Here is a 21,564-nt window from a genome sequence, read left to right as displayed (position 1 = left end):
ATCTTAAATTATTTCAAATAAAAACATGAAATAATTGCGATATAACCGAATAAACATCGACTATTTTATACTTGTAATATTTCCACAGAGATTTTCAAGGTGAAAGATTTTATGGAACGGACTCTTCACTTCCTGCAAATGCTCTTTATCCTGAATGAATGTGTATCGTGAGGCTATGGAATTCATATCTGATACAATTACGAGCCAGCATTCATCTACCGAAGTATCGTAATAAGGAAACTTTTCATTTTTCTTATCAATAAGGTCGAGGATCTTTTCGGAGCAGAGTTCGTCAAAAAGATTCATGCTGTATTCATGGGTAATGAAAACATTCCTTCGGTGAAAAGATTTTCGCATTCCTTTGACGCAGCCCACCGGCTTATTCTTTTTGATGCTTTTGTAAATATTGATGATATTTTCTTCCTGTTCTTCTATATTGTCAAATTTAATGTTTGGGTGGAATTCTAAAAAATAAACACCACGGTACTTCGCGGTGTCTTCCTGTTCTAATAATATTTCTGCCTGACGGAACATCTTATTCAAAGTACTTTCTACCTTTTTCATTTCCAGATGATTGATCACTTCGGTCAATTCTATTCCGATCTTTTTGTCGTTGAGTTTGGCGATAAAGTCGGGACTTTCGCAGGTGAGGTCTTCAAATTTCACATCGGGGAAATGATGCATAAAAGAATTAAGCAGCAGAATCTCTGACTTTTTTCTGTATTTTTCGCGGTCATGAAGCAGAGATTCGTCTATTTTACGGTGATACTTTTCCATCGGCTTTTTTTTCAAATGCCGGTTCATGTAGTATAGGCTCAGATTCTTTATTAAATCTTCATCAGAAAATGTCTTTTTCATGGGTGATTTATTTATGTGACCAAAGAACACATGCCGTAATGGTTCTCACCGTTAGAAGTTTTTGATTTTCAAAAATTTACCTATTAAAGGTAAGTAAAAAAACTATTCATCAGATACTTTTAAATGAATTTATCAAATAATTAATGTAGAGTTTATTTTCATAATCAATACCTTTAGCCTTCTAAATATAAACACTGTGATTTATGGATTTTAAAAATTTTAAAATACCTTACAACATCAATCCACAATATTCTAAAAAAGCCGCTTATTTTTCGATGGAATTTGCCATTGAACAGGTTTTAAAAATATATTCGGGAGGCTTGGGATTCCTTGCAGGATCTCATATGAGAAGTGCATACAATCTGAAACAGGATCTTATCGGGATCGGAATCCTCTGGAAGTTCGGTTATTATGATCAGGCCAGAAACCATGACCAGACCCTTCAGCCGGTATGGACCAAAAAAATGTACAGCTTCCTGGAAGATACGGGAATAAAATTCCAGATCGAGATCCACAGCGCACCGGTATGGGTAAAAGTATGGTACCTTGATCCTGAGATTTTCAACACCGCTCCGATGTTTTTCCTTTCAACAGATGTCCCAGAAAATGATCATGTTTCCAAAACCATCTGTCATAAATTATATGATGCGAATGAGTCTACAAAGCTGGCTCAATATATTTTGCTGGGAAAAGGAGGCGCCAAATTACTGGACGAAATGAACGCAGAAAGAGATGTCTATCATCTGAATGAAGCCCACGGACTTCCCGCTGCATTCTACCTTCTGAAAAAATACAACGGAGATCTGAACAGGGTAAAAGAAAAATTAGTTTTCACCACCCACACTCCTGAAGAGGCCGGAAATGAAAAACACAATATGAAACTGTGTTATGATATGTCTTACTTCTCAGGCTTCAGCATGCAGGACGTAAAAAGCATCGAGGGAACAGATGACGACCGTTTCAACCATTCTTTATGTGCTTTGAAAATGGCCAGAATAGCCAATGGCGTTTCCCAGCTGCATGGCGTGGTTTCAAGAGCAATGTGGAGTAAATATCCAGGGATATGCGAAATTACTTCTATTACCAACGCTCAGGAATTCAAATACTGGTCAGATAAACCTCTTTACAACGCCAAAGACGAAAATGATGCAACCGTTTTCGATTACCGCAAAAAACATTTAAAGAAAAAACTTTTTACCATTGTAGCTGATCAGACGGGAAATTTATTCAATCCTAATATTTTCACCATTGTCTGGGCCAGAAGATTTGCGGGCTACAAACGTGCAGACCTGCTTTTACATGATAAAGAAAGATTCTACAAGTTATTAAATAACCCAAAATATCCGGTACAGATCATTTGGTCCGGGAAACCATATCCGATGGATTATTCTGCGATTTCTACTTTCAATACATTAGTAGAAGAAAGCAAGAATCACAAAAATATGGCCGTTCTTACTGGATACGAACTGGCTTTAAGTAAATCGATGAAGCAAGGTTCTGATTTATGGCTCAACAACCCTCGAGTACCGAGAGAAGCTTCAGGAACTTCAGGAATGTCAGCTGCTATGAACGGATCTGTCAATCTCTCTACTGATGACGGATGGATTCCTGAGTTTGCAAAACCGGGAGAAAATTCATTTGTCGTTCCGAAAGCAGATTATATGAATATGAGCATCTACGAACAGGATACCTATGATTTGAATGCGTTGTATGATATCCTTGAAAAAGAAATTCTACCTATGTATTATGACAATCCTGATCAATGGAGAAAGATTCAGTATAATGCGATGAATGATGTTCAGGAGCACTTTAACAGTGACCGAATGGCAAACGAATATTATAAAATACTGTATAAATAATCAATTTGAATTTGATTTACCCATAAAAAATTCCGTGAAATGTTCACGGAATTTTTGTTATTTAAAGCTATTCTTTTTTCTTCTTCGGTACCTTTAAGCCTTTTTCTTTAGCTTCGGAAATACCTATGGCAATCGCCTGTTTTCTGTCGATCACTTTTTCTCCGGAAGAGGATTTCAACTTCCCCTCTTTGAATTCGTGCATTACTTTTCCTACTTTGTCCTGAGCTTTTTCTGAATATTTGGTCTTGCTCATGATCGATAATTTTTAAGATTTTGGCAGGGAAACCCCTAATTCATATACTTCAGCGTGCTTCAAATATTTTGAGCGTTCTCTGGAAGTTACCGATTCAAAATGGTCATTCTTGATCACAATGATCGGATCTTCTATATTTTCAATTTCAAAACTGGCTAAATACCTTTCATCCGGACTGGTTTTATCTTTACTGGCCTTTATTTTCTGCAGTTCATCGGCATATTTTCTAAACCCCGGATCAGACGAATGGATAAATTTATATTCATCACCTGCATATACATAATAATGAAGTTTTTTTTCGATCAATCCGGCTTCATTACTGATCTGTGGATTATCATTCCCGCCTTTAAAACTCACTTCCACCAAAGTTCCTCCTTTTTTATTAGCACATTCTTCCGCATCCTTAAAACTTGAAAATCCGGTATAAACAATCTGATCGGCCAAAACATAGCGATTCAGTTTTTGGTTGTATGCATTCGTTTCCATAATTATTATTTAATTTGATTGTAATATAATACATTCAATTTTTTTGCCAAATTGTTAATTTTAAAAAATTCACTGGTGTATGATTTTTTTTATTACTTTAGAACTTCAAATCCGAAAAACTAATATTTTATCATGAAAAATCTTAAAAAGATCGCAAGAGAACAATTAAAACAAGTACAGGGAGGAATTCGTCCGGGAATGAAAAAATGTCTGGATTCTGTAACATGTGAGCTCAGAGTTTCTTGGCTTGGAGGAGAAAATAGCCAATGTGGTTCTGCTTACCCTATTTGTGCACCTGATGGATTTGAACCTCCAATTGACGAACCTACTCTCCCATAATTAAAAGAATCAGAAACTAAAATTTTAGATTTATTGGCTATCTGAATAAATTATTTTTCACTCAGGAAAATTTGACAACTTGCAGAATTTATCTCTTTGCTTTTCAGATTTCCGGTAAGAATAATTTATAAAAACAATAACAAAAACAGGATCTTAGGGTTCTGTTTTTCTTTTATGTGGTTATATGACTAAGAATTATTAAATTTGGAATCATTAAAATTAGAAATGAAAAAATTACTCTTAACTCTTACTGTGGCTGTGGCATTCCATAATGTATCGGCACAGGAAATCACTTTAGATAAAATATATTCAGGATATTACCGTGGTAAAGGCATTGCAGGTATTGCATCCATGAAAAACGGCGAGAACTATCTGGTCATTGAACCGACGGGGATTGCCAAGTATTCGTACAAAACTTCACAAAAAGAAGGCAATATTGTTGACGGTAAATTTGAGAGCTATGAATTCTCTGATGATGAATCAAAAATTCTTCTTTTAACGGAGAGCCAGCCTATTTACAGACATTCTTTCCTTGGAAAATTTGATGTAAAAGATCTGAAATCCGGAAAAACGATCAGCTTAAATGAAGGCAAAACAGTGCAGGAACCAAGATTCTCCCCTGATGCCACCAAAGTAGCATTTATTGCAGAAAATAATTTATTCTATCAGGATCTGAGTTCAGGAAAAATCACCCAAATCACCAATGATGGTAAGAAAAATTCTATCATCAACGGTCTTGCAGACTGGGTATACGAGGAAGAATTCGGGCACGCAAGACAATATGAGTGGACCAAGAATTCTGATGCAGTCGTGTTTGTAAAATCTGATGAAAGCCAGGTTCCGGAAATCTATATTCCGATCTATGGAAAAAAATTGTATCCAGCTGAAATGCGCTACAAATATCCTAAAGCGGGAGAAAAAAATTCTGTCGTTTCTGCACAGCTGTATCGTCTTGATACAGGAAAAACGATGCCGTTGAATTTAAGTTCTTTCAAAAACTATTATATCCCGAACGTTATTCAGACCGCAAAATCTGACGAAATCGTTCTTGTAACCTCTGAAAGAATTCAGAATGCTTCGGATATTTTAAAGGTCAATACCAAAACGGGAGCGATCCAGAAATTATTTACTGAAACGGATGATAAATGGATCGATACGGACAGCCCGACTCTTGAATTCCTTGAGGATGATTCTTTCCTTTGGGCTTCTGAAAGAGACGGAAACCGTCACCTTTACTGGTATGACAAAGACGGAAAACTTAAAAAGCAGATTACCAAAGGAAACTGGGAAGTGACCGACTATTACGGATTCAATCCAAAATCTAAAGAAATTTACGTTCAGACCACTGAAAAAGGAAGCATCAACAAAGTCGTTTCCAAAGTAAATATTGAAAACGGAAAATCCCAGCTGATCTCGAATGCAGAAGGAAATAATTCTGCCAACTTCAGCAAAAACTACAGCTATTTCATAGAAACATCTTCTACGGCTTCAAAACCTTATACTTTTGTTTTAAAAGACGGGAACGGAAAGACGGTAAAAGAACTTCAGAATAATAATGATCAGCTTCAGAAATTAAAGGCTGATAACTTTTCAGAAAAAGAATTCATCACCATTCCAAATGATGCAGGAGATCAGATGAATGCCTGGATCATCAAGCCTAAGAACTTTGATCCAAATAAAAAATATCCTCTGTTTATGTTCCAATATTCCGGGCCGGGATCACAGCAGGTGGCCAATTCATGGGATACAGGAAATACTTTATGGTTTAATCATTTGGTACAGAAAGGATATATCGTTGCCTGTGTAGACGGTCGTGGAACAGGGTACAAAGGAACTAAGTTCAAGAAAGTAACCTACATGAATTTAGGAAAATACGAGATTGAAGATCAGATTACGGCTGCAAAATGGTTCGGTAACCAGTCTTATATTGACAAAACGAGAATCGGAATGTTCGGATGGAGCTTTGGTGGATATATGACCAGTTTAGCGATGACCAAAGGGGCAGATGTTTTCAAAGCAGGAATCGCTGTAGCTCCGGTAACCAACTGGAGATATTATGATTCTGTATACACGGAACGATTCATGAGAACGCCTCAGGAAAATCCGGACGGATATGACAAAAACTCACCTACAGAATACGCTAAACTGTTGAAAGGTAAATTCCTTCTCATCCACGGAACAGCTGATGATAACGTACATTTCCAGAATTCTATGGAATTCTCTGAAGCATTAATTCAGAATAAAAAACAGTTTGATTTCATGGCTTATCCGGATAAAAACCACGGCATCTATGGCGGACAGACAAGACCGCAGCTGTATCAGAAAATGACGGATTTTATTGTAGAAAACCTATAATATGAAGCATCTATTTGTTTTGTCAATGCTCGTGTATTCTTCTTTTGCAAAATCGCAGGCATTGGCAATGACAAATGAAAAAATGGAAGTTGCCGTTTTTGCGGAAGGAAATTGGGAAATCAGAAAAATTTCTGATGAATTTAATCTGCCTCAGACAACAGCAGTGACCGAAAATGGTGCACAACTTATTCTTTATAAAGATAAGACGTGGAAGTATGCTAACCTTAAAGATCGGGAAGCTTTTGAAAATATTCCTGTTAATAAGCAGCTCTTTACCAAACCAACATCTGCCGATTCCCTGGTGAGCAGTGAACGTGCAGACGGAGGCGTTTATCTTGACACGAAAAAATGGAAGGCTCACCAAAGTGATGATATTCGCTTTTCTGAATATCAATTTACAGGACCTGATGCGTCAGAATTATACGGTTATTTTTATTGTATCAATTCCAAAAAAGAGAATATTGAAGCAATTAAAAATGAAGCTATTGGCTCTATTTTGAGTTCTCCCAATAATTCTACCCTGAAAAAAACAGAATACAGGACAGTGAATGGATTGCCTATGTTTCATATATACTATTCCAAAAAAATAGACGGTGACCGTTTTGATTTTCTGGACAACTATTTTCAAACAGCTTATGGATATTGCCACATTTCCGGATATACATACAGTAATCTGGTGGCAAAAAATAAACAAGAAATTGAAAAGCTGATCAACGGACTTTCAAAAGCAGAGCAAGTGAACAAAAATCAACAGGCTCCGGTGCCGCCTCCTCAAGTTTATAAATAAGTGAATATATATCCCTTTCAGTAACTGAAAGGGATTCTTATTTATTTCATTAATCATTTCCCACCGTATTATTTATTTTATCAATTGAAATTAAAAACTTATTTTTGGGAAATTTGAAATTTGATTATATGAAGACTAAACATCCTAAAGGCCTACCCTTCCTCTTTTTCACAGAAATGTGGGAGCGTTTCGGGTACTACCTGATTCTTGGAATCTTTGTCCTGTATGTTATTGAACCTACCGGAATGAAAGGCGGACTTGGACTTCCGGATAAAACAGCTGATGATATTTTCGGAACCTACATCGCTTTGACCTATTTAACGCCATTCCTTGGAGGATTTCTGGCGGACAGAGTTTTAGGATATATAAAATCTATTTATCTGGGCGGAATTCTAATGGCTGCCGGATATATCGGAATGGGAGTATTCAAAGAACTTCCTCTTTTCTATGGTTCATTAGCACTGATCATCATTGGAAATGGTTTCTTTAAACCTACCATTTCTACGTTATTAGGAAACCTTTATTCTGAAGAACCTTATAAAGCCAATAAAGACTCCGGATATAATATTTTCTATATGGGAATCAATATCGGAGCGTTTATCTGTAATATTATTGCGGCTTTCATGCGAAATAAATTCGGATGGGGTGAAGCCTTCATCACTGCCGGTGTAGGAATGCTGGTAGGTCTTGTGATCTTTACGATCGGAAGAAAACATTACATCCATGCAGCACAGATGAAACCTGTAGAAGAAGGAGACACCAAGCTTTCTGAAATTTTAATCAAGGTTTTCGTTCCTGCGATTGCCATTGGGGCTATTGGCTGGTTTATTCCGGGAAATATTTTCGGAAGCGACAGTACAGATGCCTTTATTTTCGCGTGTGCTCCTGTAATCTACTTTTATGCTTCGCTATACTTTAAAGCTAAACCGGAAGAAAAACCTTCGATCGGGGCTCTGCTTTCCGTATTCCTGATCAGTATGTTCTTCTGGGCGGTTTTCAAACAGAATGGTACGGCTCTTACAAGATGGGCCAATTATTATACGGACAGAAGTGTTCCTGCTTCTCTGGAAAAACCTCTTGAGGACATCTATATGGTGGAAGGAAAGAGCTATGAAGACAAAGAAGTTCCTGTATACGACAACCAGTTCCAGTCTCAAAAAGATAAAGACGGAAAAAGCATCAAAGAAACCGGAAAAGATATCTATTTCAAAAACATTTCTCCTGAGCAGCGTGCAGCTCTGGAAAGAAATCCGGAATCTAAGGTCTATTTATACAACACGGAATTATTCCAGTCTATCAATCCATTCTGGGTAATTGCGTTGACTCCTTTGGTAGTAGGATTCTGGGCTTTGCTGAGACGAAAAGGAAAAGAACCGCTGACCCCTACAAAAATTGTACTGGGACTATTCATCTCCGGATTGTCATGTTTAGTGATGGTTCTTGCCGTTATGGCCGGGGATAATGGCGCTGTAAAAGTTTCTCCGCTGTGGCTCGTTGCCGGATATGGAGTCATTACCATCGGTGAATTATGCCTTTCTCCAATGGGACTTTCTTTTGTATCCAAACTTTCACCTGCAAGAATTACCGCATTGATGATGGGAGGTTTCTTCCTAGCCAACTCTGTCGGAAACAAACTTTCAGGAATTCTGGCGAGTACATGGTACAACTACGACAACAAAATGAATTACTTCCTGGTGAACTTTGCTTTGTTAATATTTGCGACACTTTTAGGACTGTCTATGTTAAAAAGATTAAACAAGATCATGAAGGAAAAAGGGCACTAATCCCTGTTTATCATAAAGAATATCAAGCTGCAGAATCACTCTGCAGCTTTTTTATTTAAATATAAAATTAAAACCTTGCCAAAAACTCAAAAAAAACTATATTTGTCAGTCTTAACAAAAATTAACAATAGAATGGATAATATTGAAGCATTAAGTCCGAAACCGGATGAATTTGTAGAGAATAAGAATTCAAGGCATCCAAAAGGGTTGTGGGTTCTTTTCGGAACAGAAATGTGGGAGCGTTTCAACTTTTATGGGATGAGAGCACTTTTGACGCTCTTTATGGTAAATTCCTTATTAATAAAAGAGGCTGATGCGGCAATCATTTACGGTGGATTTTTAGCTTTATGTTATTTAACACCTCTTTTGGGAGGATTTATTGCAGATAAATATATCGGAAATAGAAATGCCATCTTAATCGGTGGATCTCTAATGGCTATCGGTCAGTTTCTATTATTTATCAGTGCCTCTACTTTTTCTGCCGATCTGGGCAGTTCCAAAATGATCATGTGGCTGGCGTTGTTCGTTATCATTTTCGGTAATGGATTCTTCAAGCCGAATATTTCCTCAATGGTAGGAAGTCTTTATCCTAAGCAGGAAAAATCCAAATTGGATTCTGCTTTTACCATTTTCTATATGGGGATCAACATCGGAGCATTCCTTGGACAGTTTATCTGCCCATACGTAGGAGATGTGAAAGATGCAACAACAGGAGTAAGAGATATTTTTGCTTTTAAATGGGGATTCTTAGCCGCTTCAATTGCGATGGTGATTGGAACCGTAACATTCTTTATCCTTAAAAATAAATATGTGGTAAATCCGGAAGGAAGACCTATCGGTGGTTTACCCAAGAACAATACAAGTGCAGACTTTGAAGAAGGGGAAACTCAGACCGCTAAATTCTCAGGTTTATCTTTAGGGATTACCGGAATTATATTTGTTGTTTTATTCTTCGCTTTCCGATATTTATTGGTCGGAGAATTCGGATTTAAAGCTGTAGAAATGGGTCAGTTGATCAAAGGAGTTATTTATCCTTTCATCTATGCAGCCGGTATTTCGCTTGCTTTCCTGATCATGAGTTCTGCAGAAAACAAGATTGAAAGACAAAGAATCTGGGTAATTTATATTGTATCCTTCTTTATCATTTTCTTCTGGGCAGCTTTCGAGCAGGCAGGATCTTCACTAACGTTTATCGCAGATAACCAGACAGACAGAAACATTTTCGGATGGAATATGCCTCCTTCAATGGTTCAGATTTTCAACGGTATCTTCGTAGTTCTGTTAGCTGTTCCATTCAGTTTGACATGGGATAAATTAAGAACAAAAGGAAGAGAGCCAGTTTCTCCTTTCAAGCAGGCAATGGGACTTGCATTGATCGCTCTTTCTTACTTCATCATTGCACACAACGTAAAAGATCTTGGAAATTCAGGATTATTAGCTATCAAATGGTTAATGCTTCTTTATTTCATCCAGACTTGTGGTGAGCTTTGTTTATCTCCAATCGGTCTTTCATTGGTAGGAAAGCTTGCTCCAAAAAGATTTGCTTCATTATTATACGGAGTATTCTTCATTTCCAATGCTGCAGGTTATGCTTTGGCAGGCTCATTAGGAGCTCTTATCCCGGCTACAGGTGATAAATTTACAAAAGCACAGGAAATAGGCGTAAACCTTCAGGACGTTTTAGACAAAAAAGTAACCCTGACTGCTGAACAGACAGCAGCATTTGACAAAGCTCAGTTACCATTACACAATCCTACATTTGCAGGATTTGAGATCCACAACCTGTTCGAATTCTTTATGGTATTCGTAGTACTTTGTGGTATTGCAGCTGTGATTTTGGGTCTGATCTCTCCAATCTTAAAGAAAATGATGCACGGTGTAAAATAACCGCATCAATAAAATACAACAAAACCTCTGCTAAGTCAGAGGTTTTTTTTATTTTCGTATGATGGAAATTTCCGAAGATTCTTTATTTCAATCCGTAAAGGAAATTATTAGGCAGTCGCGCGAAAAAGTGTTTCGGATAGCGAATTCTACTTTACTGCTTACGTACTGGCAGATCGGAAAACTGATCGTAGAAGATGAACAGCAGGGAAAGGAACGTGCTGAATACGGAAAGCAAACGTTAAAAAATCTTTCCAAAAGACTTTCTCTGGAGTTTGGAAAAGGCTTTGATGAGAGTAATTTAAGAAATATGCGGTCTTTTTATCAGGCATTCCCAAATTGTGACGCATTGCGTCACGAATTGAGCTGGACCCATTACAGATTGGTGATAAGGCTTGACCACACTGATAAAATGAATTATTACATCAATGAGGCCATTCAGAATAACTGGAATTACCGGGATTTGAAAAGACAGATCAATTCACTTGCCTACGAAAGAGTTTTGGAACATAAAAAATCCCCGGCAGAAAATATTCATAGTGTTTTAAAAGACCCTTATATTTTTGAATTCTTAGGATTAACACCGGATCAAAAATTTTCTGAAAAAGAAATTGAAACCGCCATCATTGATCATATTCAGAAATTTCTTCTGGAATTCGGAAAAGGATTTGCTTTTGTGGCCAGGCAGCAGCATATTTCTACCGATACTTCAGATTTTTATATCGACCTTGTTTTTTACAATTATATTCTGAAATGCTTTGTCATTATCGACCTTAAAACAGGAGAACTCTCCCATCAGGACATCGGGCAGATCGATATGTACGTACGAATGTATGATGATCTGAAACGCGGAGAAGGTGACAATCCAACGATCGGAATTTTACTGTGTTCAGAAAAAGACGAAACCATTGTAAAATATTCCGTTCTGAACGACAAAAACAATCTCTTTGCCAGCAAATACCTCCTCTACCTTCCAAAAGAAGAAGAATTAAAAGAAATCATAGACCAGGACAGAATCCGTTTCGAGCTGGATCAAAACAATAATAAACAACCTTAATTAAAATCAATCATATACGATTATGAGCTTAACTCTAGAAGAAATACAAAATTTTAAAGGGAAATACCCTAAACAGCTTTGGACGCTGTTCACGGTAGAAATGTGGGAGCGTTTTTGTTTTTACGGAATGCGGGGGGTCCTTACCATCTTTATGGTAGATCAGCTCGGTTTGTTGGAAGACAAAGCCAATTTACAATATGGAGCTATACAGGCATTTATCTATGCCTTCACATTCATAGGTGGAATTTTTGCCGATAAAATTCTTGGATTCAAAAAGTCTCTGGTGTTCGGGGGACTTATTATGACTGTCGGAAACCTTATCATTGCTTTTTCTCCACATGACTTCTTCTATTTCGGGATTACCTGTTCAATTATCGGAACAGGATTTTTCAAGCCCAATATTTCTTCCATGGTAGGAGAACTTTACAAGGAAGATGATCCGAGAAGAGATGCCGGATACGGACTTTTCTATGCAGGGATCAATATTGGCGGACTTTTAGGAGGAGCACTTTGTGTTTATCTCGGAAAGTATCATTCGTGGTCATGGTGTTTCCTGGCAGCAGCTATTGTCATGCTTCTGGGTTTAATCACTTTTTTTGCTACAAAAAAATCATTGGGACCAATTGGTGACTCACCATTACAGGTACTTCCACAGTCTAAAAGAACTTTACGTGAAGTCCTGGTATATATTGGTGCATTGCTAAGTATGCCTCTTATTTTTATTATGGTTAAAAATACTGATTATACAGATTATTTCATGTATTTAATCGGTATTGCAGCTGTAGGTTATTTTATTATTGAAACATTGAAACAGACAACGCCTTATCAAAAGAAGCTTGTTGCTGCTTTCATCTTTATCTTCATGTACTTCCTGTTCAATTCAATCTATGAACAAAGTGGAGGATCTCTGTCTTTATTTGCAAAAGACAACCTGGTTCACAATCTGTTAGGCTTTGGGATGGACCCAAATATCATTAATAACAGTGCCAATTCTTTTTTCATCATCCTTTTCAGTCCGCTTATTGGTCTGGCATGGGTTGCTTTAAATAAAAAGAAGCTGGAACCTAATACGATTAATAAGTTTGGAATTGGATTTTTATTCCTTGCCGGAGGTTTCTTTTTGTTTTACAGTTTAAGATATTTCGCAGGTGCAGACGGGAAGTCTTCTCTTAATTTATTTACGTTCACGTGGTTGGTGATCACATTCGGTGAATTGTGTCTGGGACCTATCGGAATGTCTATTATTACGAAATTATCTCCAAAGAAAATGTTCGGGATGATGATGGGATTATGGTTTCTGGCCAGTGCTTTCGGGCAGTTTGCTGCGGGAAAAATCGGAGCAAGTTTATCTGAAGCCAATACAGGAAATACCAACATGAGTAAACTTATCGCGTATACCGATGGATACAAAACTCTGGGAATCTATGCCTTAATTGCCGGTGTGGTACTAATTTTGCTATCCTCGTTCGTAAGAAAATTAATGCAGGATGTAAAATAGAATAAGCAAGATTATGCTTATTTTTACGTAAATATCAAATTATGAAAAAAATTATAAGCATATTTCTTCTTTTTATAGTAAGTTTCAGTTTTGCTCAGGTAAAATGGATGACTATTGAAGAAGCTTTAAAAGCTCAGAAAGAAAATCCAAAAAAAATCCTGATTGATTTTTATGCAGACTGGTGTGGCCCGTGCAAGATTATGGATAAAAAAACATACGGTCATGCTATCATTGCTCAGTTTTTAAATGAAAATTACTATCCTGTTAAGTTTAATGCTGAAGAAAAACAATCTATTGATGTTTTCGGAAGAACATTTTCCAATGATAATACAGAACATAAAAAAGGAAAAAATTCTCTTCATGAATTTACCCAATATATGAATGTAGGTGCCGTTCCAAGTACCGTGTTTCTGGATGAAAAAGGCGGACCAATAACCATTCTACAGGGAGAATTATCTGCTAAAGAACTTGAACCTTATCTGGAATTTATCTCTAAAGATCTCTTCAAAAAGATCCGCTCCAGAGAACAGTGGGAAGATTATCAGAAAAAATTCAAATCTAAAATCAAAGATTAAGATCATACAGCGGCTTTCAACAATTGGAAGCCGCTTTTTTTGATTGTAACGGCCCATATTTTCAACAAAAAATTTTAATCTTAAATCTATTTTTCCGAAATTAGGCCTCATTTTTAAAATGACCTTAGAAACATCCATAGAATTCGTCAAAGGAATTGGTCCTGACAGAGCCAAACTCATCAAAAGTGTGTTGGGACTCTCCACCGTAGATGACCTTCTGAACTTCTACCCTATCCGCTATCTGGATAAGAGTAAGGTATTTAAAATTTCCCAGCTCGAGGAAAGCAGCATTGAAATACAGCTGAAAGGAAGAATCACGCAGGTACAGGAAGTTCAGACCGGAAAAACGAAAAGACTTTCGGCGAAATTTAATGATGATACCGGAACAATGGATTTGGTTTGGTTCCAGTATTCAAAGTGGCTGAAAGAGCAGCTTCCGATCAACCGTGAGGTTTATATTTTCGGAAAAATCAATGTGTTCAACCGTCAGTTTTCCATGCCGCATCCTGAAATAGAAGTGGAGGAAAAAAAAGAGGGCGACAATCGTCTCAAACCCATTTATCCAAGTTCAGAAAAGCTGACCAAAAGAGGCCTGAACCAAAGATTCTTCCAAGTAGTTTTAAGGAATATCTGCAAAGAGATCCCCAATCTGGTTGAAGAAAACTTCCCGGATTATCTGACGAAAGCATTTAAATTTTTATCAAGACAGCATACTTATTTAAATATCCATTTCCCAAAGGATATGGAACACTACGAAAAAGCTGACAACAGGCTGAAATTTGAGGAATCCTTCTTTTTTCAGTTAGGATTTGCCCTAAAAAAGTTACATCACAAAAGCCATTCACCCGGAAATCCGTTTCCAATTATAGGTGATCACTTTAATAATTTTTACAATCATCATATTCCTTTTGATCTTACCAATGCACAAAAAAGGGTTTTAAAGGAAATCCGTCTGGATATGAAAAGGCCGATTCAGATGAACAGGCTTCTGCAGGGTGATGTTGGATCCGGCAAAACAATGGTTGCCTTGCTTACCATGCTCATTGCGATGGACAACGGTTTTCAGAGCTGTATGATGGCTCCGACCGAAATTCTAGCCCAGCAGCATTATAACGGCATCAAAGATCTTTTAGAAGCAACGGATATCAACGTCCGCCTTCTGACGGGTTCCACCAAAACTTCGGAAAGAAAGATCATTCACGAAGAACTTGAAAATGGTACTCTTTCTATATTGGTGGGAACGCATGCTGTTTTGGAAGATAAAGTGAAATTCAAAAATCTTGGACTGGCCATTATTGATGAGCAGCACAGATTTGGTGTGGCACAAAGAGCGAAATTATGGGCTAAAAATAAGATCCCTCCACACATTCTCGTGATGACGGCAACTCCTATTCCCAGGACATTGGCTATGAGTTTTTATTCTGATTTGGATGTCTCTGTGATCGACGAAATGCCGGTAGGAAGAAAGCCTATTATCACAGCTCACAGGCGTGAAAAAGACAGAGATTATGTCTATAATTTCTGCAGGGATGAGATTAAAAAAGGAAGACAGGTCTATTTCGTGTATCCATTGATCGAAGAATCTGAAACTTTGGATTACAAAAATCTGATGGAAGGTCTCGATCATGTCATGACTGCATTCTCCGACTATAATACCACGATGCTCCACGGCAAAATGAAACCGGCTGAAAAAGATGCGGCGATGAACTATTTCGCATCCGGAAAATCGGAAATTATGGTGGCAACGACCGTCATTGAAGTCGGTGTGAATGTTCCGAATGCTTCGGTGATGGTGATTGAAAGTTCAGAAAGATTCGGGCTTTCCCAGCTTCACCAGTTGCGGGGCCGTGTGGGAAGAGGTGCAGAACAGAGCTACTGTATCCTAATGACTTCTGATAAATTGTCTAAGGAGAGCAGAACCCGTATCAAAACGATGACGGAAACCAACGATGGATTCAAAATTTCAGAGGTGGATATGCAGCTCAGAGGTCCCGGAGATATTCTGGGAACCCAGCAGAGCGGTGTTGTAGATTTCAAAAGACTGGATCTGGTGAATGATTCCGCTATTATCAAAACAACGAAAAACACGGTTGACAAAATACTGGAAGCTGATCCGCATCTGGCCAATCCGGACAACCTGATCATCAAAAACTACTACCTGAGGTACTACAAAGGAAAAAATAAGTGGAGTAAAATTTCATAAAAAAACCGCGAAAAGAAATCTTTCCGCGGCCCCCTTATAAAACTGTTATTTAGAAGAAATTACTTTTGGTCTGTTTAAAAAATTTATTTTAATAGCAGAACTAATATCTTGTGATTTGGTGTGAAAATATTTATATACTACTTGAATTTTTTCAGCTCACACTATTAAAATAAATTAAAAAAACAAAATGAATTATTTTTCCAACTTGCTTATTATAAAAACTAACTGTTCAGGTTGAAGGAAGTGGGAATGAAACGAATAAATACCCTTCAACTTTCTTAAGTTTTCATGATTGTACCGTTTTGTTTAAAGATCTTCTATGCTTTATAGTTGGAAATGAACATAATTCATTTTGTTAAAACTAACATTGTGATTTATATTTTTATTTCTAATGAAATAATCTATTCTCTACCATCCACTGCTTTTTTATATAGCTAATTTGTGTTGCAATGTTTACATTTACAAAATTGCTGATATTGCGTGGATTTCTCCTTATATGATTTTAATTATTAGTTATACAATTTTCACCTTTCTGTGAATAGTATGCTTTAAATACAAAGTCTTCATTCATAATTAAAAAACTTTAAATCCTTTATTCATCATACTTTCATAATGAAATTATCTTTATTGAGTCCTGATGTATGATACTGCCAGTTAATGGTAATAATTTCTGTAAGTGATTTTTTAAGGCCTTCGTAAGTTTCAGGTTTCTTCATAAAAATATTTGCTCCGTTCACAAAGATCTCTTCTATTTCAGCTTCCGAAATTTGATCTGCATAAACCGCAACAGTTATATTGCTGAATTTGGGATCTTCTTTGATTTCTTCCAGACATTCCTGAAAATTTTTCCCCGGAATATCATATTTAATGAAAACTATTTCCGGAACAATGGCCCCGCAGCTGTTCAGATATTTCATAAGATCCTCACCGTTTGAGAAACACTGGGACTTTACGCCTATCTTTAAACCTTTGAAAATATTTTTAAAGAATATTATATTACCCTCGTCATCATCTGCTGCCAGTATATTTAAATATTCTTTATTCATACAGCATTGTAGAATTTATAGCCATGCTTTGAATCTTTCGTCTTTTGGTAATAATTTTCTGAAACTGGGAAGGCGTAATGCCGGTTGTATTTTTGAACTGGGTACTCAAATGCGCTACACTGGAGTAATTCAGCCTATGGGCAATTTCGGTAAGGCTTTGTTTGTTATTTAAGATCAGTTCCTTGGCATACTCAATTTTCTGCAGGATAATAAAATTTTCTATAGAGGTAAAAGCAACCTCTGAAAAAAGATTGGAAAGATATCCGTAACTGTGGTTCACTTTCTCAGCAATATAAATAGAGGCCTTCACGGGAACTGCGTTTTCAGAAAAAACAAGCTCTACGATAGCATCTTTTATTTTCTGTACTAAAGCCGTCTTTTGGCTTTCAATAATCTCTATGCCGTAATCTTTAAGGTTCTTCTTAAAAAGATTATGCTGCTCCTGAGTAATGGGTTCATAGAACTCCACTTCCCCAAAGTTCAGCAGGCGGTATTTCAGCCCGTGCTCTTTTAGCTTCTCATCCAACACTTTCTTACAGAGCGCGTTGAAATCAAATTTTACATACATTTTCATCCTGGTATAAGTGTGTCAAATTTCGAAGTAAATATAATAATTTATTTCATTTAAAAGTGAAATAGGTATGAATATTTTTAACATAATGTATAAAAACAAAAAACTCCTGCATTATGAATACAGGAATTTAAACACTAAGGATGAAAAAAATATACTGATAAAAAGCTACTGTAGCTCAAAACCAAGCATATGAATGTATTATTGAAAGTGATTTGGTTCTGATACAAAGATGGACCAAAAAGAAACATCACATGTTATAGAATTAAAATTAAATGTTACACAATTTTAAGTCAATCAATCGTGAATTAAGATCTCCATAAGATAGTCGTCCATCACATATCCACGCCCTATATCAAAGATTCCTTCATCGTAAACTCTGTATCCCTGTGACTCATAGAAGTTTCGGGCTGCGTTATTTTTATTCACATTCAGGATAATTCTTTTGTCTCCGTTTTCAGACACTTTACCGTTCAAAAACTGTAATGCGCCTTTTCCGAAACCTTTTCCTTTACTTTCCGGAACCAGATAAATCCTGTGAAGTTTTGTAGTTTCTTCTTCATAATGGTGCTGATACCCGATAAAGCCTTCATAAGAACCGGTACTTTCATCCTGAATCATATAATAATGATAATCCGGATTCCGGAGATGGCTCCCGATTTCAGCTTCGGAATACATCTCTGAAAGCATATATTCCATCTGTTCGTCGGAAAGAATGTCTGCATAAGCATTTTCCCAGGACCTTCTCGCCAGATCCTGAATAAGGGGAATGTCTTTTTCTGTTGCTTTGAGTAATTTCATAGTTTTTATGATTAAAAAAAGTGAAAAGCCGAAACTTTTCACCTGTTATTTTACGTTAATGGTCAATTTTGCTTCGCAAGTGAATAGTCAATTTCTCACCGTCATTTAAAAATTCACAATTGACAATTGACATTTCACTATTTACGGCAATAGTCAATTTTGCTTCGCAAGTGAATGCTTAATTTTTTAACCGTCATTTAAAAATTCACGATTGACAATTGACATTTCACTATTTACGGCAATAGTCAATTTTGCTTCGCAAGTGAATAGTCAATTTCTCACCGTCATTTAAAAATTCACGATTGACAATTGACATTTCACTATTTACGTTAATGGTCAATTTTGCTTCGCAAGTAAATGCTCAATTTTTTAACCGTCATTTAAAAATTCACGATTGACAATTGACAATTCACATTTTCTCCATTCACATTTTTTAAATCTTCTCCATCTCCGCTTTGATCTTCGCATACAATCCTTCTGAAGCAGGAACTAATGGAAGTCTCAGATAGTTTTTGATGATTCCTTTTTCTGTAAGAATCACTTTAATTCCGCAAGGGTTTCCTTCTGCGAAAATCAATCTTGTGATGTCTACCAGTTTGTTGTGAATTTCATAAGCTTCTTTCACTTTTCCTTCAAAAGCTAACTGAACCATGGTAGAAAATTCTTTTGGATATCCTTGCCCGATTACGGAAATTACCCCGTTTCCACCCGCTAAAGTGACAGGAAGTGTGTATTCATCATCACCGGAAACCAGTGAAAATCCTTCAGGCTTCTTTCTTAAAATATCGAAATACTGAAGAATGCTCGGTGCTGCTTCTTTGATCATGAATAAATTCGGAAATTCATTGGCAAGACGGATGGTAGTATCTGCTTCAACATTCTGACCTGTCCTGGATGGAACGTTGTAGATAATAATATTTTTACCCGTAGCAGCAAGCGCTTTATAATGCTGATAAAGTCCTTCCTGGTTAGGTTTGTTGTAATATGGAGACACGGAAAGTACTGCATCAAATGCAGAAAGATCTGCATCTTCTATCTGTTTCTTTACTTCAAGAGTATTATTCCCGCCAATTCCTAAAACCAAAGGAAGACGTTTATTATTAACCTTAATGATATGCTCAATCACCTGTTTCTTCTCCTCTTCAGAAAGCGTTGCTGCTTCCGCTGTAGTTCCTAAAACAACTAAATAATTGGTTCCGTTTTCGATATTATACTCAACAAGTTTTGTTAAACTGTCGAAATCAACGGATAAATCTTCATTAAAGGGCGTTACCAACGCAACACCTACTCCTTTTAAAATGCTCATCTGTTAGAATTATTTTTGCCAAATTTAATAATTTACGATAAGAATTTATAATAAATAATAATGTTTTATTCTACATATAATTATATTTGCATATACTAAAAGATATTATGGCATCGCGATGACCTAAGTTGCTGAGCAAAGCACTATGGTACCGGCGATTACATATGACCTTTAAAAATAAATTTGCAACATATGAAAAATAAATTCTTGTTACTAGGAATTGCTCTGGCTTCCCTTACTGCCTGCAAGACAGCTTCTACGCTGCAGCTGGCGGAAGTAAAGACCCAGAAGAATATTTCTATTAATAATGAGCTGAAAAATGATGAGGAGTTTGTAAAAATTATCGAACCTTATAAGCAGAAACTGGATAAGGAGATGAATCAGAAGATCTCCCACACCAGCATAGATCTTACCAAGCAGGGCGATAACAGCAATCTGGGCAGTCTTTTGGCCGACTATACCTTCGAAGGTGCAGATGCCTGGACCAAAAAAAATCTTCAGAAAAATGTAGATGCAGCCCTGATCAACATCGGAGGAATCCGTACTACCATCGGGAAAGGAGATATTTTCCTGAAAAACATTTTTGAAGTAATGCCTTTTGAAAATGAAGTGATCATTGTAAAAATGAAAGGATCAGACCTTCAGGGGCTTTTTGACTATTATGCAAAAACTCAGGTGAACAATCCTGTTTCCCATTTATACATTGAAACCAATAACGGACAGCTTACCAAATCTCTGATCAATGGAAAGCCTGTAGATCCTTCCAGGGATTATTACATTGCGACTTCAGATTATCTGGCGCTGGGCGGTGACAATATGAAATTCTTTTCCAAAGGAGAATCTATTTCTACAGGAATCAGACTGAGAGATCTTTTCATTGAGTATTTCAGGAAAAACTCTGAGGTGGTTCCGAATACAGATGTTCGTTTAAATTTTACAGGTAAGAAATAATGGATAGAAAAAGTTTTTTAAAAGTAATAGGCGGTGGATCTTTAGCAGCAGCTTTAGTTCCCAATATGATGATGGCAGAAGAATTGAAACTCAATCCTTTCACTTCTGCAAATAAACTCACCATTCTTCATACCAACGATCAACATAGCAGAATAGAGCCTTTTGACGCCAGCTATACAAGGAATCCCAATCAGGGAGGATTTGCGAGAAGAGCAAGTCTGATCCAGCAGATCAGAAGTCAGGAAAGTAATGTTCTTCTTCTGGATTCCGGGGATATTTTCCAGGGAACACCTTATTTCAATTTCTTCGGCGGTGAACTGGAATTCAAACTGATGTCTATGATGAAATATGATGCTTCCACCATGGGAAATCATGATTTCGACAACAGTCTGGACGGCTTCTTAAAAGTTCTTCCCAACGCGAAGTTTCCATTTATCTGTTCAAACTACGATTTTAAGAATACGGTTCTTGACGGTAAAACTTCACCCTACAAGATTTTTAATAAAAACGGAATCAAAGTAGGAATTTTCGGAGTAGGTATCCAGCTGGATGGCCTTGTGGGCAAAAAACAGTATGGCGAAACCGTGTACTCAGACCCTGTAGAGGTGGCTCAGCATTATTCCAACTTCCTTAAAAACGAACAAAAATGTGATCTTGTGATCTGCCTTTCTCATATCGGCTATGATTATAAAGATGAACCAAATAAAATAAGCGACAAAGTTCTGGCTGCCAAAACAGAAAATATTGATATTATCTTAGGCGGACATACCCACACTTTCTTATCCGAACCACAATCTTTTACCAACAGACAGGGTAAAAATGTTCTGGTGAATCAGGTAGGATGGGCCGGTCTTCTTCTGGGCAGAATCGATTTTTACTTTGACGCCAATAAAAACGTAAAGCATATTTCCTGGAATAACCAGGCGATAGACAGCAGTATAACCGTATAAT

19 protein-coding genes are annotated in these 21,564 nt (G+C 36.9%); 12 read left to right on the top strand and 7 right to left on the bottom strand.

The window, feature by feature from the left end:
* Positions 1–60: 60 nt before the first annotated feature.
* Positions 61–858 (bottom strand): hypothetical protein, encoded by a 798-nt coding sequence (locus BUA72_RS22360; RefSeq protein ID WP_047454906.1) that lies wholly within the window; start codon positions 856–858, stop codon positions 61–63.
* 203 nt (positions 859–1,061) lie between these two features.
* Between BUA72_RS22360 and glgP the strand changes: the two genes are divergently transcribed.
* On the top strand, positions 1,062–2,717 hold the full coding sequence (gene glgP, locus BUA72_RS22355; protein WP_072925317.1) for an alpha-glucan family phosphorylase: 1,656 nt from the start codon (positions 1,062–1,064) through the stop codon (positions 2,715–2,717).
* Between the two features lie 67 nt (positions 2,718–2,784).
* Here glgP and BUA72_RS22350 read toward each other — a convergent pair whose 3' ends face one another.
* Together BUA72_RS22350 and BUA72_RS22345 are read right to left on the bottom strand one after the other, a co-directional pair.
* Positions 2,785–2,970: a DUF6496 domain-containing protein gene (locus BUA72_RS22350; protein ID WP_072925314.1), complete on the bottom strand. Its 186-nt coding sequence runs from the start codon at positions 2,968–2,970 to the stop codon at positions 2,785–2,787.
* A gap of 12 nt (positions 2,971–2,982) precedes the next feature.
* Positions 2,983–3,456 carry a hypothetical protein gene (locus tag BUA72_RS22345; protein ID WP_047454902.1) on the bottom strand — a complete coding sequence of 158 codons (474 nt, stop codon included), beginning with the start codon at positions 3,454–3,456 and terminating at the stop codon, positions 2,983–2,985.
* A gap of 132 nt (positions 3,457–3,588) precedes the next feature.
* On the opposite strand from BUA72_RS22345, the gene BUA72_RS22340 reads away from it, so the two are divergent.
* The 9 genes from BUA72_RS22340 (at position 3,589) to recG (ending at position 15,938) form a co-directional block, all read left to right on the top strand.
* Positions 3,589–3,795 (top strand): bacteriocin-like protein, encoded by a 207-nt coding sequence (locus BUA72_RS22340; RefSeq protein WP_072925312.1) that lies wholly within the window; start codon positions 3,589–3,591, stop codon positions 3,793–3,795.
* A gap of 225 nt (positions 3,796–4,020) precedes the next feature.
* The gene (locus BUA72_RS22335) at positions 4,021–6,150 is read left to right on the top strand and encodes a S9 family peptidase (protein WP_072925309.1); all 2,130 of its coding nucleotides are present in this window, start codon (positions 4,021–4,023) and stop codon (positions 6,148–6,150) included.
* Between the two features lies 1 nt (position 6,151).
* On the top strand, positions 6,152–6,937 hold the full coding sequence (locus BUA72_RS22330; RefSeq protein ID WP_139259667.1) for a hypothetical protein: 786 nt from the start codon (positions 6,152–6,154) through the stop codon (positions 6,935–6,937).
* A 128-nt stretch (positions 6,938–7,065) separates the two neighbouring features.
* Positions 7,066–8,721: a peptide MFS transporter gene (locus tag BUA72_RS22325; RefSeq protein ID WP_072925304.1), complete on the top strand. Its 1,656-nt coding sequence runs from the start codon at positions 7,066–7,068 to the stop codon at positions 8,719–8,721.
* 132 nt (positions 8,722–8,853) lie between these two features.
* A complete protein-coding gene (locus tag BUA72_RS22320) occupies positions 8,854–10,608 on the top strand; it encodes a peptide MFS transporter (protein WP_047454894.1) in 1,755 nt (584 codons plus the stop codon).
* Positions 10,609–10,666: 58 nt separating this feature from the next.
* On the top strand, positions 10,667–11,662 hold the full coding sequence (locus BUA72_RS22315) for a PDDEXK nuclease domain-containing protein (RefSeq protein WP_072925302.1): 996 nt from the start codon (positions 10,667–10,669) through the stop codon (positions 11,660–11,662).
* A gap of 22 nt (positions 11,663–11,684) precedes the next feature.
* The gene (locus BUA72_RS22310) at positions 11,685–13,160 is read left to right on the top strand and encodes a peptide MFS transporter (protein WP_034727293.1); all 1,476 of its coding nucleotides are present in this window, start codon (positions 11,685–11,687) and stop codon (positions 13,158–13,160) included.
* A gap of 41 nt (positions 13,161–13,201) precedes the next feature.
* Entirely contained in the window at positions 13,202–13,735 is a 534-nt protein-coding gene (locus BUA72_RS22305; RefSeq protein WP_034727295.1) for a thioredoxin family protein, read from the top strand.
* A 118-nt stretch (positions 13,736–13,853) separates the two neighbouring features.
* Entirely contained in the window at positions 13,854–15,938 is a 2,085-nt protein-coding gene (gene recG / locus BUA72_RS22300) for an ATP-dependent DNA helicase RecG (protein ID WP_072925299.1), read from the top strand.
* 599 nt (positions 15,939–16,537) lie between these two features.
* On the opposite strand, the gene BUA72_RS22295 is transcribed toward recG, so the two are convergent.
* The 4 genes from BUA72_RS22295 to dapA form a co-directional block, all read right to left on the bottom strand.
* Positions 16,538–16,984 (bottom strand): response regulator, encoded by a 447-nt coding sequence (locus BUA72_RS22295; RefSeq protein WP_047454886.1) that lies wholly within the window; start codon positions 16,982–16,984, stop codon positions 16,538–16,540.
* Positions 16,977–17,558, bottom strand: coding sequence for a helix-turn-helix domain-containing protein (locus tag BUA72_RS22290; RefSeq protein WP_072925297.1), 582 nt, complete (start codon positions 17,556–17,558; stop codon positions 16,977–16,979). The genes BUA72_RS22295 and BUA72_RS22290 overlap by 8 nt, the downstream gene beginning before the upstream one ends.
* Positions 17,559–17,852: 294 nt before the next feature.
* The gene (locus BUA72_RS22285; RefSeq protein ID WP_072925294.1) at positions 17,853–18,356 is read right to left on the bottom strand and encodes a GNAT family N-acetyltransferase; all 504 of its coding nucleotides are present in this window, start codon (positions 18,354–18,356) and stop codon (positions 17,853–17,855) included.
* 433 nt (positions 18,357–18,789) lie between these two features.
* On the bottom strand, positions 18,790–19,662 hold the full coding sequence (gene dapA / locus BUA72_RS22280; protein WP_047454881.1) for a 4-hydroxy-tetrahydrodipicolinate synthase: 873 nt from the start codon (positions 19,660–19,662) through the stop codon (positions 18,790–18,792).
* Positions 19,663–19,854: 192 nt separating this feature from the next.
* Here dapA and BUA72_RS22275 point away from each other — a divergent pair, with 192 nt between their 5' ends.
* The gene (locus BUA72_RS22275; protein WP_072925291.1) at positions 19,855–20,613 is read left to right on the top strand and encodes a 5'-nucleotidase C-terminal domain-containing protein; all 759 of its coding nucleotides are present in this window, start codon (positions 19,855–19,857) and stop codon (positions 20,611–20,613) included.
* Positions 20,613–21,563 (top strand): bifunctional metallophosphatase/5'-nucleotidase, encoded by a 951-nt coding sequence (locus tag BUA72_RS22270; RefSeq protein WP_072925290.1) that lies wholly within the window; start codon positions 20,613–20,615, stop codon positions 21,561–21,563. Before BUA72_RS22275 ends, BUA72_RS22270 begins: the two co-directional genes overlap by 1 nt.
* Position 21,564: the final 1 nt, after the last annotated feature.

Origin of the sequence: Chryseobacterium sp. OV279 (assembly GCF_900128945.1) — a bacterium.
Taxonomy (GTDB): Bacteria; Bacteroidota; Bacteroidia; order Flavobacteriales; family Weeksellaceae; genus Chryseobacterium.
This window is presented reverse-complemented; position numbering and strand designations above follow the sequence as displayed.

What these genes read in the sequence shown, in the direction of transcription:
- BUA72_RS22360 (WP_047454906.1), bottom strand. Translation starts at nt 858, where the DNA reads ATGAAAAAGACATTTTCTGATGAAGATTTAATAAAGAATCTGAGCCTA.
- glgP (WP_072925317.1), top strand. Translation starts at nt 1,062, where the DNA reads ATGGATTTTAAAAATTTTAAAATACCTTACAACATCAATCCACAATAT.
- BUA72_RS22350 (WP_072925314.1), bottom strand. Translation starts at nt 2,970, where the DNA reads ATGAGCAAGACCAAATATTCAGAAAAAGCTCAGGACAAAGTAGGAAAA.
- BUA72_RS22345 (WP_047454902.1), bottom strand. Translation starts at nt 3,456, where the DNA reads ATGGAAACGAATGCATACAACCAAAAACTGAATCGCTATGTTTTGGCC.
- BUA72_RS22340 (WP_072925312.1), top strand. Translation starts at nt 3,589, where the DNA reads ATGAAAAATCTTAAAAAGATCGCAAGAGAACAATTAAAACAAGTACAG.
- BUA72_RS22335 (WP_072925309.1), top strand. Translation starts at nt 4,021, where the DNA reads ATGAAAAAATTACTCTTAACTCTTACTGTGGCTGTGGCATTCCATAAT.
- BUA72_RS22330 (WP_139259667.1), top strand. Translation starts at nt 6,152, where the DNA reads ATGAAGCATCTATTTGTTTTGTCAATGCTCGTGTATTCTTCTTTTGCA.
- BUA72_RS22325 (WP_072925304.1), top strand. Translation starts at nt 7,066, where the DNA reads ATGAAGACTAAACATCCTAAAGGCCTACCCTTCCTCTTTTTCACAGAA.
- BUA72_RS22320 (WP_047454894.1), top strand. Translation starts at nt 8,854, where the DNA reads ATGGATAATATTGAAGCATTAAGTCCGAAACCGGATGAATTTGTAGAG.
- BUA72_RS22315 (WP_072925302.1), top strand. Translation starts at nt 10,667, where the DNA reads ATGATGGAAATTTCCGAAGATTCTTTATTTCAATCCGTAAAGGAAATT.
- BUA72_RS22310 (WP_034727293.1), top strand. Translation starts at nt 11,685, where the DNA reads ATGAGCTTAACTCTAGAAGAAATACAAAATTTTAAAGGGAAATACCCT.
- BUA72_RS22305 (WP_034727295.1), top strand. Translation starts at nt 13,202, where the DNA reads ATGAAAAAAATTATAAGCATATTTCTTCTTTTTATAGTAAGTTTCAGT.
- recG (WP_072925299.1), top strand. Translation starts at nt 13,854, where the DNA reads ATGACCTTAGAAACATCCATAGAATTCGTCAAAGGAATTGGTCCTGAC.
- BUA72_RS22295 (WP_047454886.1), bottom strand. Translation starts at nt 16,984, where the DNA reads ATGAATAAAGAATATTTAAATATACTGGCAGCAGATGATGACGAGGGT.
- BUA72_RS22290 (WP_072925297.1), bottom strand. Translation starts at nt 17,558, where the DNA reads ATGAAAATGTATGTAAAATTTGATTTCAACGCGCTCTGTAAGAAAGTG.
- BUA72_RS22285 (WP_072925294.1), bottom strand. Translation starts at nt 18,356, where the DNA reads ATGAAATTACTCAAAGCAACAGAAAAAGACATTCCCCTTATTCAGGAT.
- dapA (WP_047454881.1), bottom strand. Translation starts at nt 19,662, where the DNA reads ATGAGCATTTTAAAAGGAGTAGGTGTTGCGTTGGTAACGCCCTTTAAT.
- BUA72_RS22275 (WP_072925291.1), top strand. Translation starts at nt 19,855, where the DNA reads ATGAAAAATAAATTCTTGTTACTAGGAATTGCTCTGGCTTCCCTTACT.
- BUA72_RS22270 (WP_072925290.1), top strand. Translation starts at nt 20,613, where the DNA reads ATGGATAGAAAAAGTTTTTTAAAAGTAATAGGCGGTGGATCTTTAGCA.